21 protein-coding genes are annotated in these 22,674 nt (G+C 70.4%); 3 read left to right on the top strand and 18 right to left on the bottom strand.

Going from position 1 to position 22,674, the window contains the following annotated elements:
- Window positions 1-82: 82 nt before the first annotated feature.
- From ABEA33_RS18960 to ABEA33_RS18925, 8 genes are all read right to left on the bottom strand, one after another.
- Window positions 83-1,792: an acyclic terpene utilization AtuA family protein gene (locus tag ABEA33_RS18960; protein WP_345528493.1), complete on the bottom strand. Its 1,710-nt coding sequence runs from the start codon at window positions 1,790-1,792 to the stop codon at window positions 83-85.
- Entirely contained in the window at window positions 1,789-2,571 is a 783-nt protein-coding gene (locus ABEA33_RS18955) for a TIGR03084 family metal-binding protein (protein WP_345528492.1), read from the bottom strand. Before ABEA33_RS18955 ends, ABEA33_RS18960 begins: the two co-directional genes overlap by 4 nt.
- Window positions 2,568-3,185, bottom strand: coding sequence for a TetR/AcrR family transcriptional regulator (locus ABEA33_RS18950; protein WP_345528491.1), 618 nt, complete (start codon window positions 3,183-3,185; stop codon window positions 2,568-2,570). The genes ABEA33_RS18955 and ABEA33_RS18950 overlap by 4 nt, the downstream gene beginning before the upstream one ends.
- Before the next feature lie 45 nt (window positions 3,186-3,230).
- Window positions 3,231-3,536, bottom strand: a complete 306-nt coding sequence (locus ABEA33_RS18945; protein WP_345528490.1) for an ATP-binding cassette domain-containing protein — start codon at window positions 3,534-3,536, stop codon at window positions 3,231-3,233.
- 57 nt (window positions 3,537-3,593) lie between these two features.
- On the bottom strand, window positions 3,594-6,590 hold the full coding sequence (locus tag ABEA33_RS18940; protein WP_345528489.1) for a S8 family serine peptidase: 2,997 nt from the start codon (window positions 6,588-6,590) through the stop codon (window positions 3,594-3,596).
- A gap of 39 nt (window positions 6,591-6,629) precedes the next feature.
- Window positions 6,630-7,298 (bottom strand): histidine phosphatase family protein, encoded by a 669-nt coding sequence (locus ABEA33_RS18935; RefSeq protein ID WP_345528488.1) that lies wholly within the window; start codon window positions 7,296-7,298, stop codon window positions 6,630-6,632.
- Window positions 7,299-7,300: 2 nt separating this feature from the next.
- The gene (locus ABEA33_RS18930; RefSeq protein ID WP_345528487.1) at window positions 7,301-9,493 is read right to left on the bottom strand and encodes a 3-hydroxyacyl-CoA dehydrogenase NAD-binding domain-containing protein; all 2,193 of its coding nucleotides are present in this window, start codon (window positions 9,491-9,493) and stop codon (window positions 7,301-7,303) included.
- A gap of 92 nt (window positions 9,494-9,585) precedes the next feature.
- Entirely contained in the window at window positions 9,586-10,797 is a 1,212-nt protein-coding gene (locus ABEA33_RS18925; protein WP_345528486.1) for an acetyl-CoA C-acetyltransferase, read from the bottom strand.
- A 132-nt stretch (window positions 10,798-10,929) separates the two neighbouring features.
- Between ABEA33_RS18925 and ABEA33_RS18920 the strand changes: the two genes are divergently transcribed.
- Window positions 10,930-11,655 carry a MerR family transcriptional regulator gene (locus tag ABEA33_RS18920; protein ID WP_345528485.1) on the top strand — a complete coding sequence of 242 codons (726 nt, stop codon included), beginning with the start codon at window positions 10,930-10,932 and terminating at the stop codon, window positions 11,653-11,655.
- On the opposite strand, the gene ABEA33_RS18915 is transcribed toward ABEA33_RS18920, so the two are convergent.
- A complete protein-coding gene (locus ABEA33_RS18915) occupies window positions 11,652-12,083 on the bottom strand; it encodes a pyridoxamine 5'-phosphate oxidase family protein (protein WP_345528484.1) in 432 nt (143 codons plus the stop codon). The genes ABEA33_RS18920 and ABEA33_RS18915 overlap by 4 nt on opposite strands.
- 15 nt (window positions 12,084-12,098) lie before the next feature.
- Here ABEA33_RS18915 and ABEA33_RS18910 point away from each other — a divergent pair, with 15 nt between their 5' ends.
- The gene (locus ABEA33_RS18910) at window positions 12,099-12,998 is read left to right on the top strand and encodes an NAD(P)H-binding protein (RefSeq protein WP_345528483.1); all 900 of its coding nucleotides are present in this window, start codon (window positions 12,099-12,101) and stop codon (window positions 12,996-12,998) included.
- Here the strand turns inward: ABEA33_RS18910 and ABEA33_RS18905 are convergent.
- From ABEA33_RS18905 to ABEA33_RS18880, 6 genes are all read right to left on the bottom strand, one after another.
- Window positions 12,995-13,588 carry a CPBP family glutamic-type intramembrane protease gene (locus tag ABEA33_RS18905; RefSeq protein WP_345528482.1) on the bottom strand — a complete coding sequence of 198 codons (594 nt, stop codon included), beginning with the start codon at window positions 13,586-13,588 and terminating at the stop codon, window positions 12,995-12,997. The two genes, ABEA33_RS18910 and ABEA33_RS18905, sit on opposite strands and share 4 nt — an antisense overlap.
- A gap of 35 nt (window positions 13,589-13,623) precedes the next feature.
- A complete protein-coding gene (locus ABEA33_RS18900; RefSeq protein ID WP_345528481.1) occupies window positions 13,624-15,096 on the bottom strand; it encodes a DEAD/DEAH box helicase in 1,473 nt (490 codons plus the stop codon).
- Window positions 15,097-15,311: 215 nt separating this feature from the next.
- The gene (locus ABEA33_RS18895; protein ID WP_345528480.1) at window positions 15,312-15,506 is read right to left on the bottom strand and encodes a CsbD family protein; all 195 of its coding nucleotides are present in this window, start codon (window positions 15,504-15,506) and stop codon (window positions 15,312-15,314) included.
- Between the two features lie 46 nt (window positions 15,507-15,552).
- Window positions 15,553-16,992 (bottom strand): flavin-containing monooxygenase, encoded by a 1,440-nt coding sequence (locus tag ABEA33_RS18890; RefSeq protein ID WP_345528479.1) that lies wholly within the window; start codon window positions 16,990-16,992, stop codon window positions 15,553-15,555.
- A 24-nt stretch (window positions 16,993-17,016) separates the two neighbouring features.
- Window positions 17,017-17,748, bottom strand: a complete 732-nt coding sequence (locus tag ABEA33_RS18885) for a glutamine amidotransferase (protein ID WP_345528478.1) — start codon at window positions 17,746-17,748, stop codon at window positions 17,017-17,019.
- Window positions 17,745-18,902, bottom strand: coding sequence for a CaiB/BaiF CoA transferase family protein (locus tag ABEA33_RS18880; RefSeq protein ID WP_345528477.1), 1,158 nt, complete (start codon window positions 18,900-18,902; stop codon window positions 17,745-17,747). Before ABEA33_RS18880 ends, ABEA33_RS18885 begins: the two co-directional genes overlap by 4 nt.
- 224 nt (window positions 18,903-19,126) lie before the next feature.
- Here ABEA33_RS18880 and ABEA33_RS18875 point away from each other — a divergent pair, with 224 nt between their 5' ends.
- Complete coding sequence (locus ABEA33_RS18875; protein ID WP_345528476.1) at window positions 19,127-20,101, top strand: hypothetical protein; 975 nt, start codon at window positions 19,127-19,129, stop codon at window positions 20,099-20,101.
- A gap of 78 nt (window positions 20,102-20,179) precedes the next feature.
- Here the strand turns inward: ABEA33_RS18875 and ABEA33_RS18870 are convergent, their stop codons facing one another.
- The 3 genes from ABEA33_RS18870 to ABEA33_RS18860 are packed head-to-tail and all read right to left on the bottom strand — an operon-like array spanning window position 20,180 to window position 22,664.
- Window positions 20,180-20,926 (bottom strand): amino acid ABC transporter ATP-binding protein, encoded by a 747-nt coding sequence (locus tag ABEA33_RS18870; protein WP_345528475.1) that lies wholly within the window; start codon window positions 20,924-20,926, stop codon window positions 20,180-20,182.
- Window positions 20,923-21,771, bottom strand: a complete 849-nt coding sequence (locus ABEA33_RS18865) for an amino acid ABC transporter permease (protein WP_345528474.1) — start codon at window positions 21,769-21,771, stop codon at window positions 20,923-20,925. The genes ABEA33_RS18870 and ABEA33_RS18865 overlap by 4 nt, the downstream gene beginning before the upstream one ends.
- Window positions 21,768-22,664, bottom strand: coding sequence for an ABC transporter substrate-binding protein (locus tag ABEA33_RS18860; RefSeq protein ID WP_345528473.1), 897 nt, complete (start codon window positions 22,662-22,664; stop codon window positions 21,768-21,770). The genes ABEA33_RS18865 and ABEA33_RS18860 overlap by 4 nt, the downstream gene beginning before the upstream one ends.
- Window positions 22,665-22,674 lie beyond the last annotated feature (10 nt).

Below are 22,674 nucleotides of genomic sequence, written 5' to 3'. Positions count from 1 at the left end.
GTCGGGGCCGCACATCCCCCGGCGTGCCCGCCCTGGAAAGTGCGGGCTGACCTGCATCCCTTGATGAACCAGCGGCACCCGCTCACAACAACCCCTCCTGGATGTGCACGACCCGCGAGCGCATCCACTCGCCGAGGCCCTTGGCCTGCGGATCGAAGCGCGTCGACGCGGCGACCCCGTCGCCGAGCAGGCCGCGGACCAGCACGTTGACCCCGCCGAGGTTCGGCAGCACGTGCACCTCGACGTCGAGCTCCGCGGCCTCGGGGAGCAGCTCGCGCACCTTGCGGGGCGTGATCAGCTTGGTCAGCCAGGTGACCCGAGCGTCGTACTTGTCGGAGCCGTCGTGCATCACCCACAGCCCGAGGTTGGCGTCGCCGCCCTTGTCGCCGGAGCGCGCGTGCACGAAGGAGCCGAGCGGAGCGCGTCGGGTGAGCGAGTCACGTGGAGCAGGGAACGGCGACGGTCGCAGGCTGTCGCGGTCGTCGCCGGCGCCGAACTCCGTCGGGTCGGCGACCACCTCGCGCCGCCCGTCGGCGTGCACCACGGTGTGCGCGACGGCCGAGCGGTCGACGTACGCCGCGCGATAGAGGCCGTACGGCGCAGGAGGCGCGGGCGGGGCGGTCATCGTGAAGCCGGGGTACGACGCGAGCGCGAGCTCGACCGCGGCGCTGGTGAAGGCGCGGCCGACCGGGTCCGGCCCGGAGTCCTTGACCGTGCACCGCAGCAGGCAGGACGCGCCCTCCTCGGTGTCGGCGTCGGCCGGCGGCAGCGCGGTGCGGGTCCAGGCCACCTCGCTCGCGGTCAGCGACGGCGTGAGCTGCTCACGCACCCAGTCGGCCTTGGCGTCGATGTCGAGGCCGGTGAGCACGAACTCCACGGTGTTGCGCCAGCCGCCGAGCTCGTTGAGGCAGACCTTGAGCCGCTCGGGCGGCGCCTCACCACGCACACCCGAGACGGAGACCCGGTCGCGGCCGACGTCGCGCAGCTCGACGGTGTCGAGGCGCGTGGTGATGTCGGGGTTGAGGTAGCGCGTCGACTGGATCTCGTAGAGCAGCTGGGCCGTGACCGTGTCGACCGTGACCGCGCCGCCGGTGCCGTCGTGCTTGGTGATCACGCATGAGCCGTCGGCGGCGATCTCGGCGATCGGGAAGCCGAGCGGGCTCTGCAGAATTTCGGGGCGATCGTGGCGGAGCGTCTTGAACCCGGAGAAGTTGCCGCCCGTGGCCTGGGTGCCGCACTCGAGCACATGGCCCGCGACGACGGCGCCCGCCAGCTCGTCGTACGACGTCAGTGTCCAGCCGTGGTGCGCGACCGCGGGCCCCACGACCAGCGAAGCGTCGGTGACCCGACCGGTGACGACGAGGTCGGCGCCGGCGTTCAGGGCTGCGGCGATGCCGAAGCCGCCGAGATAGGCGTTGGCGGTCAGCGCACCCTCGCGGAGGTCGAGCGAGCGGACGTCGTCGCCCTCGACATGGGCGATCGCGGGGTCGAGCCCGAGCCCACGGGCGACCTCGCGGAGCCGGTCCGCGAGACCCGCGGGGTTGAGGCCACCGGCGTTGCTGACGATCTTGACGCCCTGCTCGAGCGCGAGACCGAGGCAGTCCTCGACCTGGCGGACGAACGTCTTGGCGTACCCCAGCGACGGGTCCTTCATGATGTCCTTGCCGAGGATCAGCATGGTCAGCTCGGCGAGGTAGTCGCCGGTCAGGTAGTCGAGCCGGCCGCCTTCCAGCATCTGGCGCATCGCGGCGATCCGGTCCCCGTAGAAGCCGGAGCAGTTCCCGATCCTCACCGCTTGCCTCGTCCCTCACCGGCCGGGCCGGCGAAGGCCTGCGCGATCGTCAGCCACTGCTCGGCGTCCGCGCCCGACGCGACCAGGTCGGTGTCGTCGCGGTGCACCCGCTGGGTGACCAGCAGGCAGAAGTCCCACGCCGATCCGGTCACCGTCTGCGCGGCGTCCTCCGGCCCCCAGCTCCACTGGTCGCCGGACGGGGAGACCAGGTCGGTCCGGAACTCCTCGGTCGGCGGTGGCAGCTCGTGCACGGAGAACGCGAAGTCGCGGGTGCGTACGCCGAGGTGCGCGACATGCCGGATCCGGTCGCTCTGCTCGGGCTCGACGCCGAGCGCGTCGCACACGTCGAGCGCGTGCGCCCAGGTCTCCATGAACCGTGCGGTCGCCATCGACGTCGGCGACATCGGCGGGCCGAACCACGGCATCTTCTGGCCGTTGGGGACCGCTCGCAGCGCGGCGGGCAGTGCCTCGCGCGCCTTGCCCCATCGGGCGAGCAACGCCTCGGGCGAGAGTCGGGCGACCTCGATCGCCTGCTGGTCGACGTACCTGGTCGGGTCCTGGATCGCGACCAGGACGAGCTCGTCCCAGGCGTCCTTGTCCGTGGCCGCCACGACGGCGACCTCGTCGGTCCAGAGCAGGTGCGCCACGGTCGTGGCGACCGTCCACCCGGCCGCGGGCGTGGGTGTCCGCCAGCCGTCGGCGTCGAGGCCGGCAACCGCGTTCCAGAGCTGGTCGCCCTCGAGCTTCAGGTCAGCGAGCAGGTCGTCGAGGAGGCTCATGCCGGTCCCTTCAGGACGGTGTCGAGGGTGTCGGCCCAGGTGTCGAGGATGCGAACGCGCCGACGGGTGTCGTCCGAGATCGTGTTGGCCAGGCCCAGCCCGCGGACCAGGTCGAGGGTTGCCTGCACGAGCTCGCGGACGCCCGGGACGGACTCGTCGGCACCGAGCAGCTCGACCGTGAGCCGGTGCGTCTCGCGCCCGACCCGCTGCTCGAGCGGCCCGACGGCGGCGAGCAGGTGGGCGTCGGTGCGGGCCGCGACCCAGAGCTCCAGTGCGGCGATGAAGACCGGCGACGCGAAATGGTCGCCCAGCATCTGCATCACCGCGCGGGTGTGCCGCGGACCCTCCGGCAGCGACGCGGCAGCCGCTGCCAGCTCGGCGCCGCGCTTCTCGGTCAGGTGCTCGACCGCGGCGACGACCAACGCGTTCTTGGTCGGGAAGTGGTGCAGCTGCGCCCCTCGGCTCACCCCCGCCCGCTCGGACACCAGCGTGGTCGACGTGCCCGCGAACCCGCGCTCCACCAGGCAGTCGACGGTCGCCTCCAGCAGCCGGGCCCGCATCACCCGGGTGCGCTCCTCCTGGGGCACCCGCGTCGGCCCCGCCGCCGTCGTCACCTGGTCAGCATGGTCGACGTGCTAACAAACAGTCAAGCCTGACTTTTATCTGCGTCGACCCAGGCGCACATGCAGAGTGACGGCCGGACGCCCGGGCAGTCCGAAGGCCCGAGGCTCCCGCCTCAATCCGGCGACGGCGGCGAGGCCTTCGGCCGGGGACAGCACCCCCGCCAGCACCCACATCGTCGTCGACTTGCCCGCGCCGTTGCGTCCGAGGAGCGCGGTCGCCTGTCCGGCGTACGCCGTGAGGTCGACGCCCGCCACCGCCTCGACCTCGCCGAACCGCACCCGCAGGCCGCGGACCTCGACGACCGGCATGGCTGCGCTGAAGGGACCTGAGCTCTCCGTCACGCGGCCATCATCGTGACTCCCGGCGCCCCTGTCGCCGGGAAGCCGCAAGAGTCAGCCTTATGGCGTGGTCACGTCCAGGAGGGTGATGCCCGGCGAGTTCGCGTAGGCCAGGTAGCCGAGGTACTTGGACGCCGGGTCGAGGCCGCTCCACGAGACCTGCACCGACGCCTTCTGGTTCGACCTCACCGGGACCGGGTCGGGCGTCACCGCAAGGCTGCCCGCCGTCGCGCTGGCGTCGAGGTCCCAGAAGTCGAAGTCGAAAGCCATCGGGCTGCCCGCATCGCCGGCGGAGAAGCCGCTGACCTCGGCGATGTAGACCCCTGCCGGAGGGTTGCGCAGGGTCACCGCCTCGTCGCCGGACGCGGTGCCCGACTGTCCGGCCAACGCGAACGCGGACTCCGGGTCGCAGCTCTCGGCCGCCAGCACCACGAGGTCGAGGTCGGCCGTGTCGTCGTGGACGTCCACCTGGAACTTCGCGAGCGATGTCCCCGGCGTGACCGTCACGCACTGGTAGCTCTCGGCCTTGGGCGCCACGCTCGCGACGACCGTGTCGGACTTGTCGAGGCCACGGGGGGTGACGTCGAGAGAGCCGGTGAAGCCCGCCGTCACCGTGGCGCTCGCGGAGCCGCTGACGCCGGTCCCCGACAGCGTTGCGGGTGCAGCGACTGAGACCGGCTTGAGCGCGACCGGCAGGCGCACCGCGGTGGGGCCGCTGAGCGTGACGGCGCCCTGGGCGTAGCGGTTGAGCTTCGCGTCCTTGCGGACGAACGTGAACTTCACGTCGACGAGGTCCCCGCGGCGCTCGGAGCGCACCTTGGCCGGCGACGTCTTCAGCCTGAAGCCGGGGACGTCGGACTTGATGCTCCAGACGCCGGCCCGCGTCGCGCGGAAGGTACGGCGGAACGTCGTCTGCGACGTGACCGACCCGTCGCCCATCGACGGCACGTTGACCTGCTTGGGCTGCAGGGCGGGCACGCCGGTGTCGATGCCCTGCTGGGTGAGGAACCCGCGCCACTGCGTGGCGTCCGAGGTGACGAAGAGGCCGGGGTCGAAGAACCTCCGCGGCTTCACCTGACCCGCACCCTGGCCGAGCGCGTCCCGGGACGCCCTGCCCTTGTCGGTCTTGGTCGGGACGGCGGTCGTCATCATCGCCGACTTGATCTCCATCGGCGTCCAGGACGGGTGCACGCTCTGGATGAACGCCGCGAGCCCCGTGATGTGCGGCGCCGCCATGGACGTGCCGGAGTAGAGGTCGTACTTGCGCTTGGAGTTCGACGGCGGCGAGACGGCGGCGAGGATGCTGACGCCGGGTGCGGAGATGTCGGGCTTCAGCAGGTCGCCCTCCGAGACCAGGGTCGGCCCGTGCGCCGAGAAGCCGGCCAGCTGCGGGAGCGGCGTCTTGTGCTTGGTCTGGTTGCCGGGCTCGAACGACGCGGTCGCCTTGGCGCCCAGCTGGTCGACGTACTTGAAGAGCTTGACGCCGTCGGTGTCGGAGATGTGGATCGTCGGGATCGCGTGGAAGTCGGCGTCGAGGCTGTTCTCCGATGGATTGACCAGGATCATCGCGATGCCGCCGGCGCGCTTGACCTCGTCGCTCTTGACGACGCGGTCGTAGGTGCCACGCTGGCAGATCACGATCTTGCCCTGCACCTTGGACCGGTCCAGCGACTTCGGCCCGCACAGGTCGGAGTCACCGGGCGCTGAGCCCGACGCGGCCGCCTTGGCCGAGTCGACCATGCGGGTCTGCTTGACCGACGTGCTCGAGACGGAGGCGCCGACGATCTTCTTGCCGTTGCCCAGCACGATCGTGCCCTCGAAGCGGTAGCTCGTAGACGCGGCGACCGTCGTCACCCACGGTGCCGGGTGGTCGAGCGTGGACGCACCCGGGCCGTCGTTGCCCGCCGCCGCCGACACGAAGATGCCCGCCTCCGCAGCACCCTCGAACGCGACCTCGGTGGCGTCGAGGGTGGGGCTGGCACCACCACCGACGGAGAAGTTGATGACGTCGACGCCATCGATCACGGCCTGGTCGACGGCCGCGACCGAGTCGATGTTGTTGCAGCCGCTGTCGTCCGGGTTGTCGGCCTCCCAGCACACCTTGTAGACGGCGATCCGCGCCGCCGGGGCCATGCCGGTGACGGTGCCGAACTTGCGACCCTCCGTCTTCACGTTGGCGACCCGGTTGCCCGCCGCGGTGCTCGCGGTGTGGGTGCCGTGGCCACCTCCGTCGCGCGCGGAGAGCTGCTCGGTGGCGGCGAGGTCAGCCGCCGGGACGGACGCCAGGAAGCTGTCGCCGTAGTAGCGCGCGCCGATGATCTTGGTGTTGCAGTCGCCCTTGTCCCACTTCTGCGCGATCACGCACTCACCCCGGAAGACGCCACCGTCGGCCTTCTCCATCCGGGTTGCACTGCCGCGCCGGGAGATGTCCCACGGGGTCTTGGCCTTCTTCGTGAGCCGCTCCCCGGAGAACGACTCCGACTCGGGCCAGATGCCGGAGTCGAGGTCGGCGACGACCACCCCCGCACCGGCGGCCTGCCGGCCGCCGTGGCTGGACCAGGCGCCGTTCTTGCCGGTCAGCCCGAGGAACTTCGGACTGTGCCAGGTCGCGGGCTTCAGCGTCCGGGACTTCTCGACCAGCAGCACGCGACGGTCGACGGACAGCGCGCTCGCCTGCTCTCCGGTGAGGTCGGCGGCGAACCCGTTGGAAGCGGCGGTGAAGTTGGCGAGGGGCCGGGCGCCGTACTGCCTGGCGATCGTCGTGTGGGTCTGGCGCAGGTGCGCGCGGTACGACGTGACCCGCGCGGAGCGTGCGTCGAAGGAGCCGGTGGTCGCACCGGCAGCCAGGCCGGTGGCAGAGGGTTCCCGCAGCATCACGATGTAGCGGCCGGCGCCCAGCGCCGGGGCCGCCGCGCTGCCGGCTCCGTCCGCCGCATCAGCGGGACCGGCCGAGACACCGGCGAGCGACGCGGCGACCACGGCTCCGATGGCGACGACGCCGACGATCCGGCGTTGCGCGCGCATGCGACTGACGGGTGCCCACCCAGAGAACTTCACCGACCCACACAAGGCGACAACTCCGGTCTAGTCAAGCCTTCAACGGTAGGTGAGCGCGGCGCCCTCGAGATGGGGGTGATCGTTGAAGGTCAGGAGCCGCGGCCCGGTCGGCCCGACGACCACTCGCGTCACCGACGAGTTCACCAGCACGGTGTTGAAGCGGCTCCACATCCGGGCGTACGCCGTGGGATCCGCGCCCGGGTCCACCAGCGCGGCGCACACGGCTGCGATCGTGCCACCCGAGGTGACCGCGACGGCGGTCTCGCCCGAGCCCGCCAGGCGGCACGCGGCGTCGAACGAGTCCGTCACCCGGGCGTGGAAGGCCGACCACGGCTCGGCGTACTCGCCGTCGTGGCCGCCCGCGGTCCAGCGTGCCGTCGCGAGCTCGAAGACCCGCTGGAACTCGCGTCGGTCGAGGTCGCCGGTCGGCGCGTCCGGGTACGCCGCCACCACCGAGAGGTGGTCGAACTCGTCCCAGCCGCCGTCGACGGCCGCCTCGGGCCAGCCCACCGCACTCTGCCGGATCGCTTCTGCCGTCTCGCGGTGCCGGCGCATGCCGCCGCGCACCACCGCCGTCGGGGTCACGCCGCGCGCACGCAGCCAGTCACCCAGCAGGCGGCCCTGCTCCCAGCCGGTCTCGGACAGGACGTCGTAGTCGGCGGCGCCGAACGACGCCTGACCGTGCCGGACCAGGAGCAGGACCCCCACGGCTACGCGGGGAACGAGCCGCCGGAGGCGGCCAGCTCGCGCAGGTAGTCCGTCGGCCGGAACCGGTCGCCGTACTTCTCGGCCAGCTCATCCGCACGGGCGACGAACGCACCGAGGCCGATCTGGCCCGCAGTGTTCTCGTAGCCCGTCATGAACTGGGCGGCGCCACCGGTCAGCGCCGGGAAGCCGATGCCCATGATCGAGCCGATGTTGGCCGCCGCGGCCGACTCGATGACGCCCTCCTCGAAGCACTTGGCGGTCTCGATCGCCTCGACGAAGAGCAGCCGGTCCTTGATGTCCTGGAACGGGATCGGCTCGGCCGCGACCGGGAAGGTGTCGGCGAGGCCCGGCCAGACGCCGGTGCGCTTGCCGTCGGCGTACTCGTAGAACCCCGCGCCCTTGAGCCGCGACGGGCGGCCGATCTCGATCATCTTGGCGACGACAGCCTCGCCCGGGTGCGGCGTGTAGGTGCCACCGTCGCGCTCGACGGCGTCCTTGCTCGCCTTGCCGATCTTGGCCATCAACTCCAGGTTCAGCTCGTCGCTGAGCTGGAGCGGACCGACCGGGTAGCCGTCCTGCGTGCCGGCCCGCTCGATGCTGACCGGGTGCACGCCCTCGGCGAGCATCGCCAGGCCCTCGTTGACCATCGTGCCGATGACGCGCGAGGTGTAGAAGCCACGGCTGTCGTTGACGACGATCGGGGTCTTGCGGATCTGCTGCACCACGTCGTACGCCTTGGCCAGCGCGACGTCCGAGGTCTCCTTGCCGCGGATGATCTCGACCAGCGGCATCTTGTCGACGGGTGAGAAGAAGTGCAGGCCGATGAAGTCGGCGGGGCGGTCCACGCCGGTGGCCAGCTCGGTGATCGGCAGCGTCGAGGTGTTGCTGCAGAGCAGCGCGTCCGCGTTGACGTACGGCGCGATCTCCGCGAAGACCTGCTGCTTGAGCGCCGGGTCCTCGAAGACGGCCTCGATCACCAGGTCGCAGCCGGCCAGGTCGGCCGGGTCGGCAGTTGGGGTGATGCGGTCGAGCAGCGCCTGCGACTTCTCCTCGCTCAGCTTGCCGCGTGAGACCGCCTTGGCGTTGAGCCCCGCGGAGTAAGCCTTGCCCTTGGCCGCGCCCTCGGCGCTGACGTCCTTGAGCACGACCTCCATGCCCGCACGGGCACAGGAGTAGGCGATGCCGGCGCCCATCATGCCGGCGCCCAGGACGCCGACCTTGACGGCCTTGTAGGGCTCGATCCCCTGCGGGCGGAGCTTGCCGGCTTTGATCGCCTGCAGGTCGAAGAAGAACGCCTGGATCATGTTCTTCGAGCCCTGGTTGACGATCAGGTTGGTCAGGTAGCGCGACTCGATGCGCGACGCGGTCTCGAAGTCGACCGACGCGCCCTCGACGGCCGCGGACAGGATCGCCCGTGGCGCCTGGTAGAGCGCACCCTTCGTCTGCTTGCGCAGCAGCGCCGGGAACGCCGGCAGGAAGGCCGCGAGGGCCGGAGTCTTCGGGGTGCCACCGGGCATCTTGTAGCCGGGCTTGTCCCACGGGTTCTGGGTCTCGTCGGGGTTGGCCTTGATCCATGCCTTGGCGGCGGGGACCAGCTCCTCGCGGGTCGCGACCAGCTCGTCGACCAGGCCCTTCTCCTTCGCGGCGCTGGGCTTGAACTGCGTGCCGGGCAGCAGCACGTCCATCAGGCCCTGCTGCAGGCCGAGCAGGCGTACGACGCGGGTCACGCCGCCGCCACCGGGCAGCAGGCCGAGGGTCGACTCGGGCAGGCCGATCAGGACCTTGTCGTCGTCGACGGCGATCCGGTGGTTGGTGGCCAGGCAGATCTCGAAGCCGCCGCCGAGGGCGGCGCCGTTGATCGCGGCCACGACCGGCTTCGGGAACTTCTCGAGCTTGCGCAGCCCGGCCTTCACGGCGCCGCCCATCGCGAAGACCGAGCCGGCGTCGTCCTTGGTCGCCTGGACCATGCTCTTGAGGTTGCCGCCGGCGAAGAAGGTCTTCTTCGCGCTCGCGATGACAACACCCGTCACGTCGTCTGCCTCGTCGTACAGCCGTTGGACCGCTGCCGCCATCGACTCGAGGTAGAGCTCGTTCATCGTGTTGGCGCTGGCGGTCGGGTCGTCGAGGGTCAGCGTGACGATGCCGTCGGCGTCGCGGTCGTACTGGACCGCGGTCTGCTCAGTGGTGGTGCTCATCAAGGTTCCTGTCTGGAGATCGGTGGTGGCGACGGTGGTTGAGGTGCGAGGGCCGCCAGGCCCAAGCCTCGAAACCACCAGAGGGACGAAGCTCAGACGAGCTCCACGATGGTGGCGATGCCCATGCCGCCGCCCACGCAGAGCGTGGCGAGGCCGCGGCGCAGGTCGCGGCGCTGGAGCTCGTCGACCAGGGTGCCGAGGATCATCGCACCGGTCGCACCGAGCGGGTGGCCCATGGCGATCGCGCCACCGTTGACGTTGGTGATCTCGTGGCTGATGTCCAGGTCGCGCATGAAGCGCATCGCGACCGCGGCGAAGGCCTCGTTGATCTCGAACAGGTCGATGTCGGAGACCTCGAGCCCGGCCCTGGCGAGCGCCTTGCGGGCGGCCGGCGCCGGGCCGGTGAGCATGATCGTCGGGTCGGCACCGGAGACGGCGGTGGCGATGATGCGGGCCCGCGGGGTGAGGCCGAGCTGGCTGCCGACCTCCTCGGTCCCGATCGCCATCAGCGCGGCGCCGTCGACGATGCCGGACGAGTTGCCGGCGTGGTGGACGTGGTTGATCCGCTCGATCCAGTGGTACTTCTCGAGCGCCACGTCGTCGAAGCCCGCGTCTGCACCGATGCCGGCGAAGCTCGGCTTCAGGCCGGCCAGGCCCTCGGGGCTGGTGTCGGGGCGGATGGTCTCGTCGTGATCGAGGATGGTCAGGCCGTTGAGGTCCCTGACCGGGACGACCGCGTTGGAGAAGTAGCCGTTGGCCCAGGCCTTGGCGGCCCGGTGGTGCGACTCGGCGGCGTACGCGTCGACGTCGTCGCGGCTCCAGCCCTCGATCGTGGCGATCAGGTCGGCGCCGATGCCCTGGGGCACGAACCCGGCCTGGAAGGCGGTCGCCGGGTCGGACGCCCAGGCACCACCGTCGGAGCCCATGGCCACGCGGCTCATCGACTCGACGCCGCCCGCGAGGATCAGGTCCTCGAAGCCGCCGCGCACCCGCGAGGCGGCCTGGTTGACGGCCTCGAGGCCGGAGGCGCAGAAGCGGTTGAGCTGTACGCCGGCAACGGTGTCGGGGTAGCCGGCCTTGAGCGCGGCGGTCTTGGCGATGTCGCCACCCTGCTCGCCGATCGGCGAGACCACGCCGAGCACGACGTCGTCGACGCGCTCTGGGTCCAGGGTGGGGTTGCGCACCTTGATCTCGTCGAGCAGGCCGACGATCAGGTCGACGGGCTTGACCTCGTGCAGCGTGCCCGCCGCCTTGCCCTTGCCGCGCGGCGTCCGGATGTGGTCATACACGAGTGCTTCAGCCATGACGTCCTACTCAGTGATGGGGGACCGTGCAATACGAGCCTGTTCGCTCGATTGTGACACTATTACTGTCACCGTCAAGGCGGCGGTCCTGTGGTGCAGGTCACGGACCCACCGGGACGAACGAGGAGAGCCATGGACGACAGCGGCGAGTCACCGCGGGAGCTGCTGACGCTCGACGAGCTGACCGCGAGGGTCGGCATGAGCGTGCGCAACATCCGCTTCTACACGACCAAGGCCCTGGTGCCACCGCCGATCCGGCGCGGCCGCTCGGGCTACTACAGCCCCGACCACGTCTCGCGGCTCGAGCTGGTGCAGGAGCTGCAGACCCACGGCTTCACGCTCTCGGCGATCGAGAAGTACATGGCCCGGATCCCCCCGGCCGCCACACCGGAGGACATCGCGCTGCACCGCGCGATGCTCACCCCCTGGCAGGCGGACCTCCCCGTCGAGATGTCGCGCGCCGAGCTCGACACCCGGGCCGGCCGGACCCTCACCGACGACGACATCACCACGCTGTCGGCACTCGGCATCGTCTTCGCGACCAAGCGCGGCCGCTACGAGGTCGCCGTGTCTCAGCTCTCGGTCAGCGTCGGCCTGCTGGACCTGGGCTTCCCACCCGAGGCCGCGCTCGCCGCCGCGGAGGTGTACGCCGAGCACGGCCGGCAGCTCGCCAAGGAGCTCAACGAGCTCTTCCGGACGATGGTGTGGCCGGTCTACCGCGAGTCGGGCGCCTCGTCGGACACCATCCGCGAGGTCGTCGAACGCCTCAAGCCACTCTCGATCGCCAGCCTGGTCTCGGCGTACGAAGCCGCCATGGACGAGACCCGTCGCGAGGACATCGCCCGCCGCGCCCGCTAGGGGGTGCTGTCCGGCCGCAGGTGCAGCCACGGCCGGCTGAGCTGGAACCGGCGGCCGGCCACGACCTCGGGTGCGATCTCGACGACGTCGTACTTGTCCGGGCCGACCCACGGCCGGAGCGGGACGTTCTCCGCCCGGTGCGCCTCGTCCTCGGGCAGGTGCCGGGCCCGGCCGCGCACGACCACGCTCACCGCCGAGTCGTCGTCGAGCTCGTCGATCTCGAACGCCACCTGCGCCCCGAGTGCGACGGCGAGCAGCTTGCTGCCGGGTGCGGTGCGGAAGAGGAGGGTCCGGCCGTCGACCGCGTAGTTGACGGGGGTGAGGTGCTGCTCGTCCAGGACGGTGAACGCCAGCCGGCCGAGCTCGTGGGTCCGCAACAGCTCCCAGCACTCGTCCTGGGTCAGCTCCACATCAACGTCGTCCGCCATGGGTACACGGTAGTTGTGCCCCCCACCCCAGAGCAGTCCGTCGTCCTCGTCACCGGCGCAACTGGGTTTGTCGGGAGCCGGCTGGTCCCCGAGCTCATCGACCGCGGACTCCACGTCCGGGCGATGACGCGCCACCCCGAGACGTACGACGGCAAGGGCGATCCGGTCGCCGGCGACGTGTCCGACCCGGGCACGCTGGCGGCCCCGCTCGAGGGTGTCGACGTGGCGGTCTACCTGGTGCACTCGCTCGACGACGACGACTTCGAGGCGAAGGACGCGGAAGCCGCACGTGGGTTCGGGCTCGCGGCCGTCGCCGGCGGCGTGCGCCAGATCGTCTTCCTGGGCGGGCTCGGCAAGGACTCCGACGACCTCTCGCCCCACCTCCGCTCGCGCCGCGAGGTCGAGCGGCTGCTCGGGGAGTCCGGCGTGCCGGTGACCGTGCTGCGGGCGGCGATCGTGGTCGGAGCCGGCGGCATCTCCTGGGAGATGACCCGCCAGCTCGTCGAGAACCTGCCCGCGATGATCGTCCCGAAGTGGGCCTCCACCCGCACCCAGCCGATCGCCGTCGATGACGTGGTGCACTACCTGGCCGGCGTCGTCGGCCTCGAGAAGGCCTTCGGCCAGACCTACGAGATCGGCGGCCCCGAGCAGCTCTCCTACGTCGAGATGCTCCAGCAGGCGGCCGAGGTCATCCAGGGTCGGAAGGTCCCGATCATGACGGTCCCGGTGCTGACGCCGGGGCTGTCGTCGCACTGGATCTCGTTCGTCACCGACGTCGACACCACCACCGGCCGCAACCTGATCGAGTCGATGGGCACCGAGGTGATCGTCACCGACCACTCGATCCGCGACGTCGTCCCGGGCGAGCCGATGACGTACGCCGAGGCCGTGCGGCGCGCGGTCGCCGACCACTAGAAGAGCGCGGGTAGCACCAGCAGCATCACCAGCGACCAGGTGACATGGGTGATCGTGGGCGCGATCACGCCGCCGGACCACCAACGCATCAGACCCACCACCAGGCCGAGGAGTGCGGCGGCGAAGACCAGAGCCACGTTGCCGGTCGCAGCGGTGACGAGGGTGTAGACGAGTGTGCTGCCGACCACTGAGTGCTCCGGGACGGCGGCGTAGACGGTCCCGCGGAAGAACAGCTCCTCGGCGGCACCCGTCACGAGCGTGATCGCGACGATCAACGGGCCCGACCCGCGGTCGGAGTACGCCGTGACGGCGGAGACCTGGTCCTCCAGGACCGGCAGCTCGCGCACGATCAATGCGCCGAGCACGAACACGCCGGCCAGCGCGACCCCTGCGAGCAGGGGGAGCACGACGATGCGCTCACCGAGTGGCACCGGGCCGCTCGCGAACGCACCGACCGCCCACACCGCGGCGAGCGCGAGGGCGGTCGGGTAGAACCAGCTGCTGCCGGGTTCGATCCGGAAGGAGATGCCTAGCAGGACGGTCCCGGCCACGAGGACGACGAGCAGAGCGGCTCGGCGTGGGTCCCTCACGCGCCGACTGTATGTCGGCGCGCGAGGGGACACGATCAGCGGCGCCCGGAGCTGAAGGAGGCGCTGCTGTGGCGGGTCTGGCCGCCACCGGAAGACGGCGTCGAGGTGGTGTAGGTGCGACCCGCGCCACCGCCGGCCTTGCCGGCGCCGGACTTCGCCTGGCCGCCTGACTTGCGCTGCCCGCCGGAGCGGGCCTGCCCGCCGGACTTGGGTGCGCCACCGGAGCGACCACCGCCGCCGCCGGAGCGACGGCCACCGCCGCCACCTCCGCCGCGACGTCCGCCGCCGCCACCGCGGTTGCCCTCGGCCGGCGCCTCGACGACGAGGCCGCCGGGCAGGGACCGCTCACCGGGGGCGAGCTCGGCGAGGAGCGGGTGGCTCGCGCCGTTGATCTTGGTCGTGGTCGGCTTGATGCCCGCGGCCCGAGTCAGGTCGCGTACGTCGCGCACCTGGTCGTCGGTCATCAGCGTGATGACGGTGCCCTTGGCGCCGGCGCGCGCCGTACGTCCGGAGCGGTGCAGGTAGGCCTTGTGCTCGACCGGCGGGTCGGCGTGCACGACCAGCGCCACGTCGTCGACGTGGATGCCGCGCGCGGCGATGTCGGTCGCGACCAGGGTCGTGGCCTTGCCGGAGTGGAAGGCCTCCATGTTGCGGGTGCGGGCGTTCTGGCTCAGGTTGCCGTGGAGCTCGACGGTCGGCACGCCGTTGCTGTTGAGCTGCCGGGTCAGCGCCTTCGCACCGTGCTTGGTGCGGGTGAAGACCACGGTGCGCCCGGGGGCGCTCGTCAAGTCGGTGAGCACGGAGACACGGTGCTCACGGGCGAGGTGCAGCACGTGGTGGTCCATCGTGCCGACCGGCGACTGCGCCGAGTCGGCCTGGTGGGTCACCGGGTTCTGCAGGAAGCGCTTGACCAGGACGTCGATCGCCTTGTCCAGCGTGGCCGAGAAGAGCAGGCGCTGGCCGGAGCGGGGCGTCGTGTCCATGATCCGGCGCACGCCGGGCAGGAAGCCGAGGTCGGCCATGTGGTCGGCCTCGTCCAGGATCGTGATCTCGACCTGGCTGAGGTCGACGTGACCCTGGCCCATGAGGTCCTCGAGACGGCCGGGGCAGGCGAGGACGATGTCGATGCCCTTGCGCAGGCCCTGGACCTGCGGGTTCTGGCCGACGCCGCCGAAGACCGTGATGGTGCTCAGGCCGGCGGTCTGGGCCAGCGGCTTGAGCGCGTCGTTGATCTGGTTCACGAGCTCACGCGTCGGGGCCATGATCAGCGCGCGCGGCTTGCGCGTCTGGGGCTTGGTGCCGGACGCGGTGAGGCGGGCGACCAGCGGCAGCAGGAACGCGTACGTCTTGCCGGAGCCGGTACGGCCACGGCCGAGCACGTCGCGACCCGCGAGGGAGTCGGGCAGCGTGGCGGCCTGGATGGGAGTCGGGGAGGTGATGCCGAGGTCCGTGAGGACGGCGGCAAGGGAAGCGGGGACACCGAGGTCGGTGAAGCCCGCAGCAGACACTGCAGTAGACAAGAGAAGATCACTCACTGTTGGCGTGTCTCGCCAAGCTGAACCTCACCGTTGGGCAAGGAGCGGAGCAGCTGCCTCACGAAGTGAGGGGCACGATCTCGAAGAGACCGGCCGAAGCCCGAGGCAAGACTGAACGGGCTGCTTCGACAACTGTAGACGCAGCAGCCCGTCAGACCTGCATCGACGCAGTATGACGCTGGGCTCGTTTACTTGGTGAGGCCGTCCTTGAGGTCGCTCGCGGCGTCCTTGACCTTCTCGCCGGCGTCCTTGACCTTGGACGACGCCTGGTCGCCCTTGCCCTCGGCCTCGAGCTGCTCGTCGCCGGTGGCCTTGCCCGCCGACTCCTTGCCCTGGCCCTTGAGGTTCTCGACCTTGTTCTCTGCCTTGTCCTTCAGACCCATGTCTGCCTCCTAGGTGGTCTCGCCCGGGCGGTGACCGATCCGGGCGTCAGGCAAACCTCAGGACGCCGTCGTCGATGGCGTCGCGGCGGATCTTGCGGACGTCGGTCAGGTAGTTCTGCTTGAGCTGCCACGGCGCCCGGTCGCCCTGCTTGGGCAGCTCGTCGAGCGCGCGCAGGACGTAGCCCGCGGAGAAGTCCATCAACGGCCGCTCTCCGACGCTCGGGTCCGGCTGCGGCGTGGCCACGCGGAGCCCGTTGCGGTCGAGGTGGTCGAGCAGGCGGCACACGTAGTCGGAGACCAGGTCGGCCTTCAGGGTCCACGAGGCGTTGGTGTAGCCGATGGTGAACGCGAAGTTCGGGATGCCGCTCAGCATCATCGCCTTGTAGGCCATGGTCTCGGGGAGCTTCACGGGCCTGCCGTCGACCTCGAGCGGTGCGTTGAGGGCCAGCAGCCTCAGCCCGGTCGCGGTCACGAGGACGTCGGCCTCGAGCTCCTCCCCCGAGGTGAGCCGGACACCCCTGTCGGTGAACGTCTCGATGGTGTCGGTGACGACCGACGCGCTGCCCTTGCGGATGGCGCGGAAGAGATCGCCGTCGGGGACCAGGCAGAGCCGCTGGTCCCACGGGTCGTACGTCGGCTTGAAGTGGACGTCGACGTCGACCTCGGGCGGGAGCTGCTTGACGGTGTTCTTGCGGATGAAGCTGCGCAGGACGTCGGGCTTCTTGCGGCTGAGCTGGTAGATGCCGACCGAGACCAGGATGTTCTTCCAGCGCAGGACCGGGAATCGCACCTTCTCGGGCAGCCGCTGCAGCCGCTCCGCGAGCGGGTCGCGGCCGGGCATCGAGACGATGTACGTCGGGGAGCGCTGCAGCATGGTCACGTGACCGGCGCCGCCGGCGACCATCGCCGGGAGCAGCGTCACCGCGGTCGCGCCGGACCCGATCACGACCACCTTCTTGCCGGCGTAGTCAAGGTCCTCGGGCCAGTGCTGCGGGTGGATCACCTGCCCCTGGAAGTCGTCGATGCCCGGGAAGTCCGGGGTGTATCCGGCGTCGTAGTCGTAGTAGCCACCGCAGTTCCAGAGGAAGCTCGCCGTCAGCATCACCTCGCCGTCCGGGGTCTCCGCCCGTACCGTCCAGCGGGCGGTGTCGCTGTCCCAGCTCGCGCCCACGACCCGGTGGCGGTAGCGGATCAGCCTGTCGACGCCGTACTCGCTCGCGACGTCACGCAGGTAGTCGAGGATCGCGTCGCCGTCGGCGAGCGCCCGCTCGTTGCGCCACGGCCGCCAGCGGTAGCCGAAGGTGTACATGTCGGAGTCCGAGCGGATGCCGGGGTAGCGGAAGAGGTCCCAGGTGCCGCCACTGACCTCGCGACTCTCGAGCACGGCGACCGTCCGGCGGGGTTGCCGCTCGCGCAGCTGGCAGGCGGCGCCGATCCCCGACAGTCCGGCTCCGACGATCAGGACGTCGACGTGCTCGATGCTCATGCCTCGAACCCTACTGAATATCTGTCAACAAGCATAGAGCTCGACGAACCGCGCGAGCAGGCGGGGCGGGTGCTCCACGTGGGCGGCCCGGGCCATGGCGAGCAGGCCGTCGGCCTCGTGCGCCTCGAAGTAGCCGTAGCCGTCGTAGGTCTCGATCCGCAGGCACAACCCCTCGACGTCGAGCTCGGGGTGGAACTGGGTCGCGTAGACGTTGCGGCCGAGGCGGAAGGCGTGCACCGGGCAGTCCGCGCTGGAGGCGAGCAGCACCGCCCCCTCGGGCAGTGCGGTGACTGCCTCCTTGTGGCCGAGGAACGCGTCGAACGACGAGGGCATGGTGCCGAGAAGCGGGTCCTCGCGCCCGGCATCGGTGAGGGTGATCCGCCGGGCGGAGATCGGCTCGGCGTACGTGCGGTCGACGACACCGCCGCGCAGGGTGCCGAGCACGCCGATGCCGTAGCAGGCGCCGAGGAACGGCTTGTCGGCCGCGACGGCGCGGGTCGCCAGGTCGTGGAGCTCCGCCTCGGCCCTGTGCTGTGCGGGACTCTTGGTGTCGTCGGGGTCACTGACGTTGAACGGGCCGCCGCCGAGGATCACCCCGGACCAGTCGGCCAGGTCGACCGGGCCGAGCTCGTCGCGCTCGAGCCGCACCCGTCGTACGTCGGCCTCGTCGAGCCCGGAGCAGCGCAGCACCGCGGCGTACTCGCTGTCCGCCGCGGCGTCCTCGGCACGGGTGCCGATGAAGAGGAACGGCCTCATGCCTGGACGGCGACGCCGCTCTCGATCAGGTCGTCGACGTTGCCGATGCCCCAGGCGGTGAGCGCCTCGCGGGTGTGCTCGCCGGTCGCCTTGGAGGGCGGCAGCGTGAGGCTGGGCTCGGTGCGGGAGAAGCGCGGGGCCGGCATCGGCTGGACCATGCCGTCGCGCTCGACGAAGGTGCCGCGCGCGACCAGGTGCGGGTGCTCGATGGCCTCGGTGAACGGGATGATGCCGGCGACGCAGGCGTCCGTGCCCTCGAAGATCTCGATCCACTCCGCCTGGGTCTTGCTCGCGAACGTGTCGGTGAAGACCCGGCGCATCTCGTCGTACCGCTGCGGCTCGGCCTGCCCGGGGCAGGTGTCCTTCACGCCGAGGATCGTGACGAGCGTGTCGAAGAACTGCGGCTCCAGCGACCCGACCGACATGTGCTTGCCGTCGGCGGTCTCGTAGATGTCGTAGAACGGGACGCCGCCGTCGAGCAGGTTGGCCGCCCGCTCCTCGTGGTAGCCGCCGCTCGCGAGGAACGCCGCGGTCATCGCGTTGAGGTGCGCGGTGCCGTCGACGATCGCTGCGTCGATGACCTGCCCCTTCCCGCTGGTCTTCGCCTCGAGGAGGGCCGCGAGGATGCCGATGACGAGGTACGTCGAGCCGCCGCCGAAGTCACCGACGAGATTGCTCGGGAAGTGCGGGCGCGACTTGTCCTGGCCCATCATCTGGAGCGCGCCGGTGATGGCGATGTAGTTCATGTCGTGCCCGGCTGCCTGCGCCAACGGACCGTCCTGGCCCCACCCGGTCATCCGGCCGTAGACGACCTTGGGGTTGACGGCCTGGCAGTCGTCGGGTCCGAGGCCGAGGCGCTCGGTCACTCCGGGCCGCATGCCCTCGATCACCACATCGGCCTGCCTGACCAGCTCGAGCACGGTGGCCGCGGCCTGCGGGTCCTTGAGGTTGAGCGCGACGCTCGGCCGACCGCGGTTGAGCAGCATCGTCGCGCCGCCCGCCATCGCCTGGCCCCCGGGCCGCTCGACCCGGATCACGTCGGCGCCGAGATCGGCCAGGATCATGCACGCGTGCGGCGCCGGCCCGATCCCGGCGATCTCCACGATCTTCACGCCTCGGAGCGGCCCGGTGCCCTGTCCCAGCTCGTATGTCATGTCCCGCATCATGACAGAAGTGGTGTCACGGTCGCCTGTGATCGTTGTTCGCCGGGCGGCGGTGAGCCAGCAACCATTTCGAGCGTCGTTCGACTCGGAAACGGTTGCCTGCTCACCGCTCTACCGAGCCAGACGGCGTCCACAGGGATCGTCCGACGCCGGCTGATCCACATCGGTACGCCGAGGCGGACCCGCCGGCCGCCTGTTCGACCTGCACTGCTGGCATGCACACGATCCCTTCTCAGCTCCAACACGGACCATTCACCCGCGCCGACGCGGCGCGCGCGGGCGTCACCTCTCGGATGCTCCAGGGCCGCCGGTTCGTTCGCCTTCATCACTGCGTCTGGCGCGTCACGTCCTACAACATGACCGAGGACGACTGGATCACCGCCGCTCGGCTCGCCCTGCCTCCGGCTGCGCACCTCACCGGCCTCACCCGCCTGCAGCAGCTCGGCCTCGACTTCGGCCCGCGGCGGCCGATCCGCTTCGTCGTACAGGGCGACCTGCACCTCGACCTCGACGGCGTGTTCCTGCATCGGACCAGACAACTGGCGCCGACGGACGAGGTCGGCGTGACCGTCGCCGCGGCCTACCTCTCCTACTGCGCTCACGCTCGGGTCATCGACGCGATCAAGGTCGGGGACTGGCTGCTCCACGGCGGCCACACCACGGTTGACGAGATTCACGCACTCGCGTTGTCGGGTCTCTGGCGGCACGGTGCCGATGAGGCGCTCTGGATCCTCGAGCACCTCGACGTGCGGTCGCGATCATTGATGGAGAGCGAGCTCCGACCGATCCTCACCTTCGCCGGGCTCCCGAAGCCCGAGGTCAATGTCGCGGTCCCGGTCGGCGAGGACATCACCCTCATCGGCGACCTCGTCTATCGCGCCTGGCTGACGGTTGTCGAGTACGAAGGCAGCCATCACCAGGAGGACCGCCTGCAGTACAACGCCGACCTCGACCGATACGCGCTGTTCCGCTCTGCCGACCAGCAGTACGTGCAGGTCACCAAGGAACGCATCGCCCGGCCGAAGATCCTGGTCGGAGAGGTCTATCGCACTCTTCTCAAAGGTGGATACGACGGGCCGCCGCCTACCTTCGAGACCCAGTGGCAGCTGTTGTTCCGATCGGTATCCGTCGCGGTCGGACCGCGGCGTGACCGCATCCGCCGCTCAGCACCCCGGGGAGCGGTGAGCTAGCAACCGTTTGTCCACGAAACGACGCGAAAACGGTTGCCCACTCACCGCCGCCCGGCAAAACGACGCAAGAACGGTTGCCTACTCACCGCCGCCCGGCAGCACCCGCCGCAGGAACTCCCGCGTCCGCGCTTCCCGAGGGTTGCTGAAGATCTCGGCGGGCGGGCCCTGCTCGAGGATCCGACCCTCGTCGAGGAAGCAGACGGACGTGGCGACGTCGCGGGCGAAGGCCATCTCGTGGGTGGCGAGCACCATCGTCATGCCGGCCTCGGCCTCGGCGCGCACGATCGACAGCACCTCGCCGACGAGCTCGGGGTCGAGGGCGGCGGTGATCTCGTCGAGCAGCAGCAGGGTGGGCGACGTGCAGAGAGCGCGGACCAGGGCGGCGCGCTGCTGCTGGCCGCCGGACATCTGGTCGGGGTGCTTGCGGGCGTGGTCGGCGAGGCCGAACTTCTCCAGCAGCGACAGGGCGCGCGCCTCGGCATCCGTACGACGTACGCCGTGGACCTTGCGCGGGGCGAGGGTGCAGTTGTCGAGGACGCTCAGGTGCGGGAAGAGGTTGTAGGCCTGGAAGACCATCCCGATGCGCGAGCGCACCTCGCGGGCGTCGACGCGGGGGTCGGAGATCTCCCGGCCGTCGAACGTGATGACCCCGTCGTCGATGTCCTCGAGCAGGTTGAGGCAGCGCAGCAGCGTGGACTTGCCCGAGCCGGACGACCCGATCAGGCAGATCACGTCGTGCGGCTGCACGGTGAGCGAGACGTCGTCGAGGACGACCCGGTCGCCGTACGACTTGCGCAGGCTCGAGACCTCCAGGAGCGCCGTCATCGGGCACCCGCCCTCTCCCGGCGCATCATCCGGCGACCGAGCCAGTCGGTGAAGCGCGCCAGCGGGATGGTGATGACGATGAACATCACCGCGACCACGACGTACGGCGTGTAGTTGAAGAGGTAGCCCGTCGAGTCGCGGGCCGTGAAGACCGCGTCGAAGACGCCCACCACCGAGATCAGAGCCGTGTCCTTCTGCAGCGAGATGAAGTCGTTGAGCAATGGCGGGACGACCCGGCGCACGGCCTGCGGTACGACGACGTGACGCAACGCCTGGGGCCTGCTGAGGCCGAGCGCCTGGGCGCTGGCGATCTGGGAGGGATGGATCGAGTCGATGCCGGACCGGAACACCTCGGCGACGTAGGCGCCGTACGACAGCACGAGCGCCACGCCGGCCCAGAAGTAGCGGTCGTTGGTGAGTCCCTGGAGCTGCAGGGCCGGCACGCCGAAGCCGAGCAGCAGCACGAGCAGGACGGTGGGTACGCCGCGGAACAGGTCGGTGTAGAGGATGGCCACGATCCGCACCGGGGTCAGCCAGGGCGACCTCGAGACCCGCGCAAGCGCCACGGCCAGGCCCAGCACGAGGATGAAGACCTCGCAGATCATGAACAGCTTCACGTTGAGCCAGAAGCCGTCGAGGATGTCAGGGAACGTGTCCTTGGCGATCTGCCAGTCGAAGAACGTCGCCTTCACCGTGTCCCAGCCCGGCGAGGACGCGACGACGGCGCCGACCAGCACGAAGACGGCGACCGTGAGGACGGTCGCGATCAGGACCGAACGGGTCGCGAGCGACTGCCGGACCCGGCGGCGTTCGAGCTCGCGTGGGCTCGGCTGCCAGTCGCTCACTGGAGGACGGGTACGTCCACGACGTCGGAGAGCCATTGCGTCTCGATCCCGTCGAGCGTGCCGTCCTCACGCAGCGCCGCCAGCGCGGAGTTCACGCACGGGACCAGCTGGCTGCCCTTCTCGAACAGCATGCCGAACTCCTCCTGCTCGCCCGTCTCCGGCTGGAACTGTCCGACGATCGTGCTCTTCGGGATCTCGACCGCGGAGATGTAGAAGGCGGTGGGCAGGTCCGCGAGGACCGCGTCGACCTGGTCGTTCTGCAGCGCCTGCTTGGCGGCGTTGGTGTCCTCGAAGACGGCCGGGTCCGTGTCGGGCTGGATGATGTCGCGGATCGCGGTGAGCGAGGTGGTGCCGGTCTGGGCACCCAGGCGCAGGCCCTTGAGGTCGTCGAGGCTGGTCGCCTCGGCGCCCGCGGTGCCCTCGAGCGCGATGACCGCCTGGGCGGCCGAGTAGTAGCCGTCGGAGAAGTCGACGACCTTCTGGCGCGCCGGCGTGATCGAGATCTGGTTGATGTCGAAGTCGAAGTCCTTGGCGCCGGGCGCGTAGGAGGTGTTGAAGGGGACCTTGATCCACTTCACCTGGTCCTTGCTGAAGCCGAGCTGCTCGGCCACGGCGTACGCCACGGCGGACTCGAAGCCCTTGCCGTTGGCCGGGTCGTTGTCGACGAACCACGGCTCGTACGCCGGGGAGTCGGTGCCCACGGTCAGCTGGCCGTCGGTCTTCAGCGGGAGCGTGTCGGTGGCGCACGCATCGGCGCTGGGGCTGGTCGAGTCGGCCGGGTCGGTGGCGGACGACCCACCGTCGGACTCCGGGGCGCAGGCAGCTGCGACGAGGACGAGAGGCAGGACGGCCGCAGCGGCCAGGGTTCGACACCGGGTTCGACGATTGCGCATGGGAGAAGCG

The organism is Nocardioides endophyticus (genome assembly GCF_039543845.1).
GTDB lineage: Bacteria > Actinomycetota > Actinomycetes > Propionibacteriales > Nocardioidaceae > Nocardioides > Nocardioides endophyticus.
The sequence above is the reverse complement of the archived record's forward strand: the minus strand, read 5'-3'. Positions and strand labels throughout refer to the sequence as shown.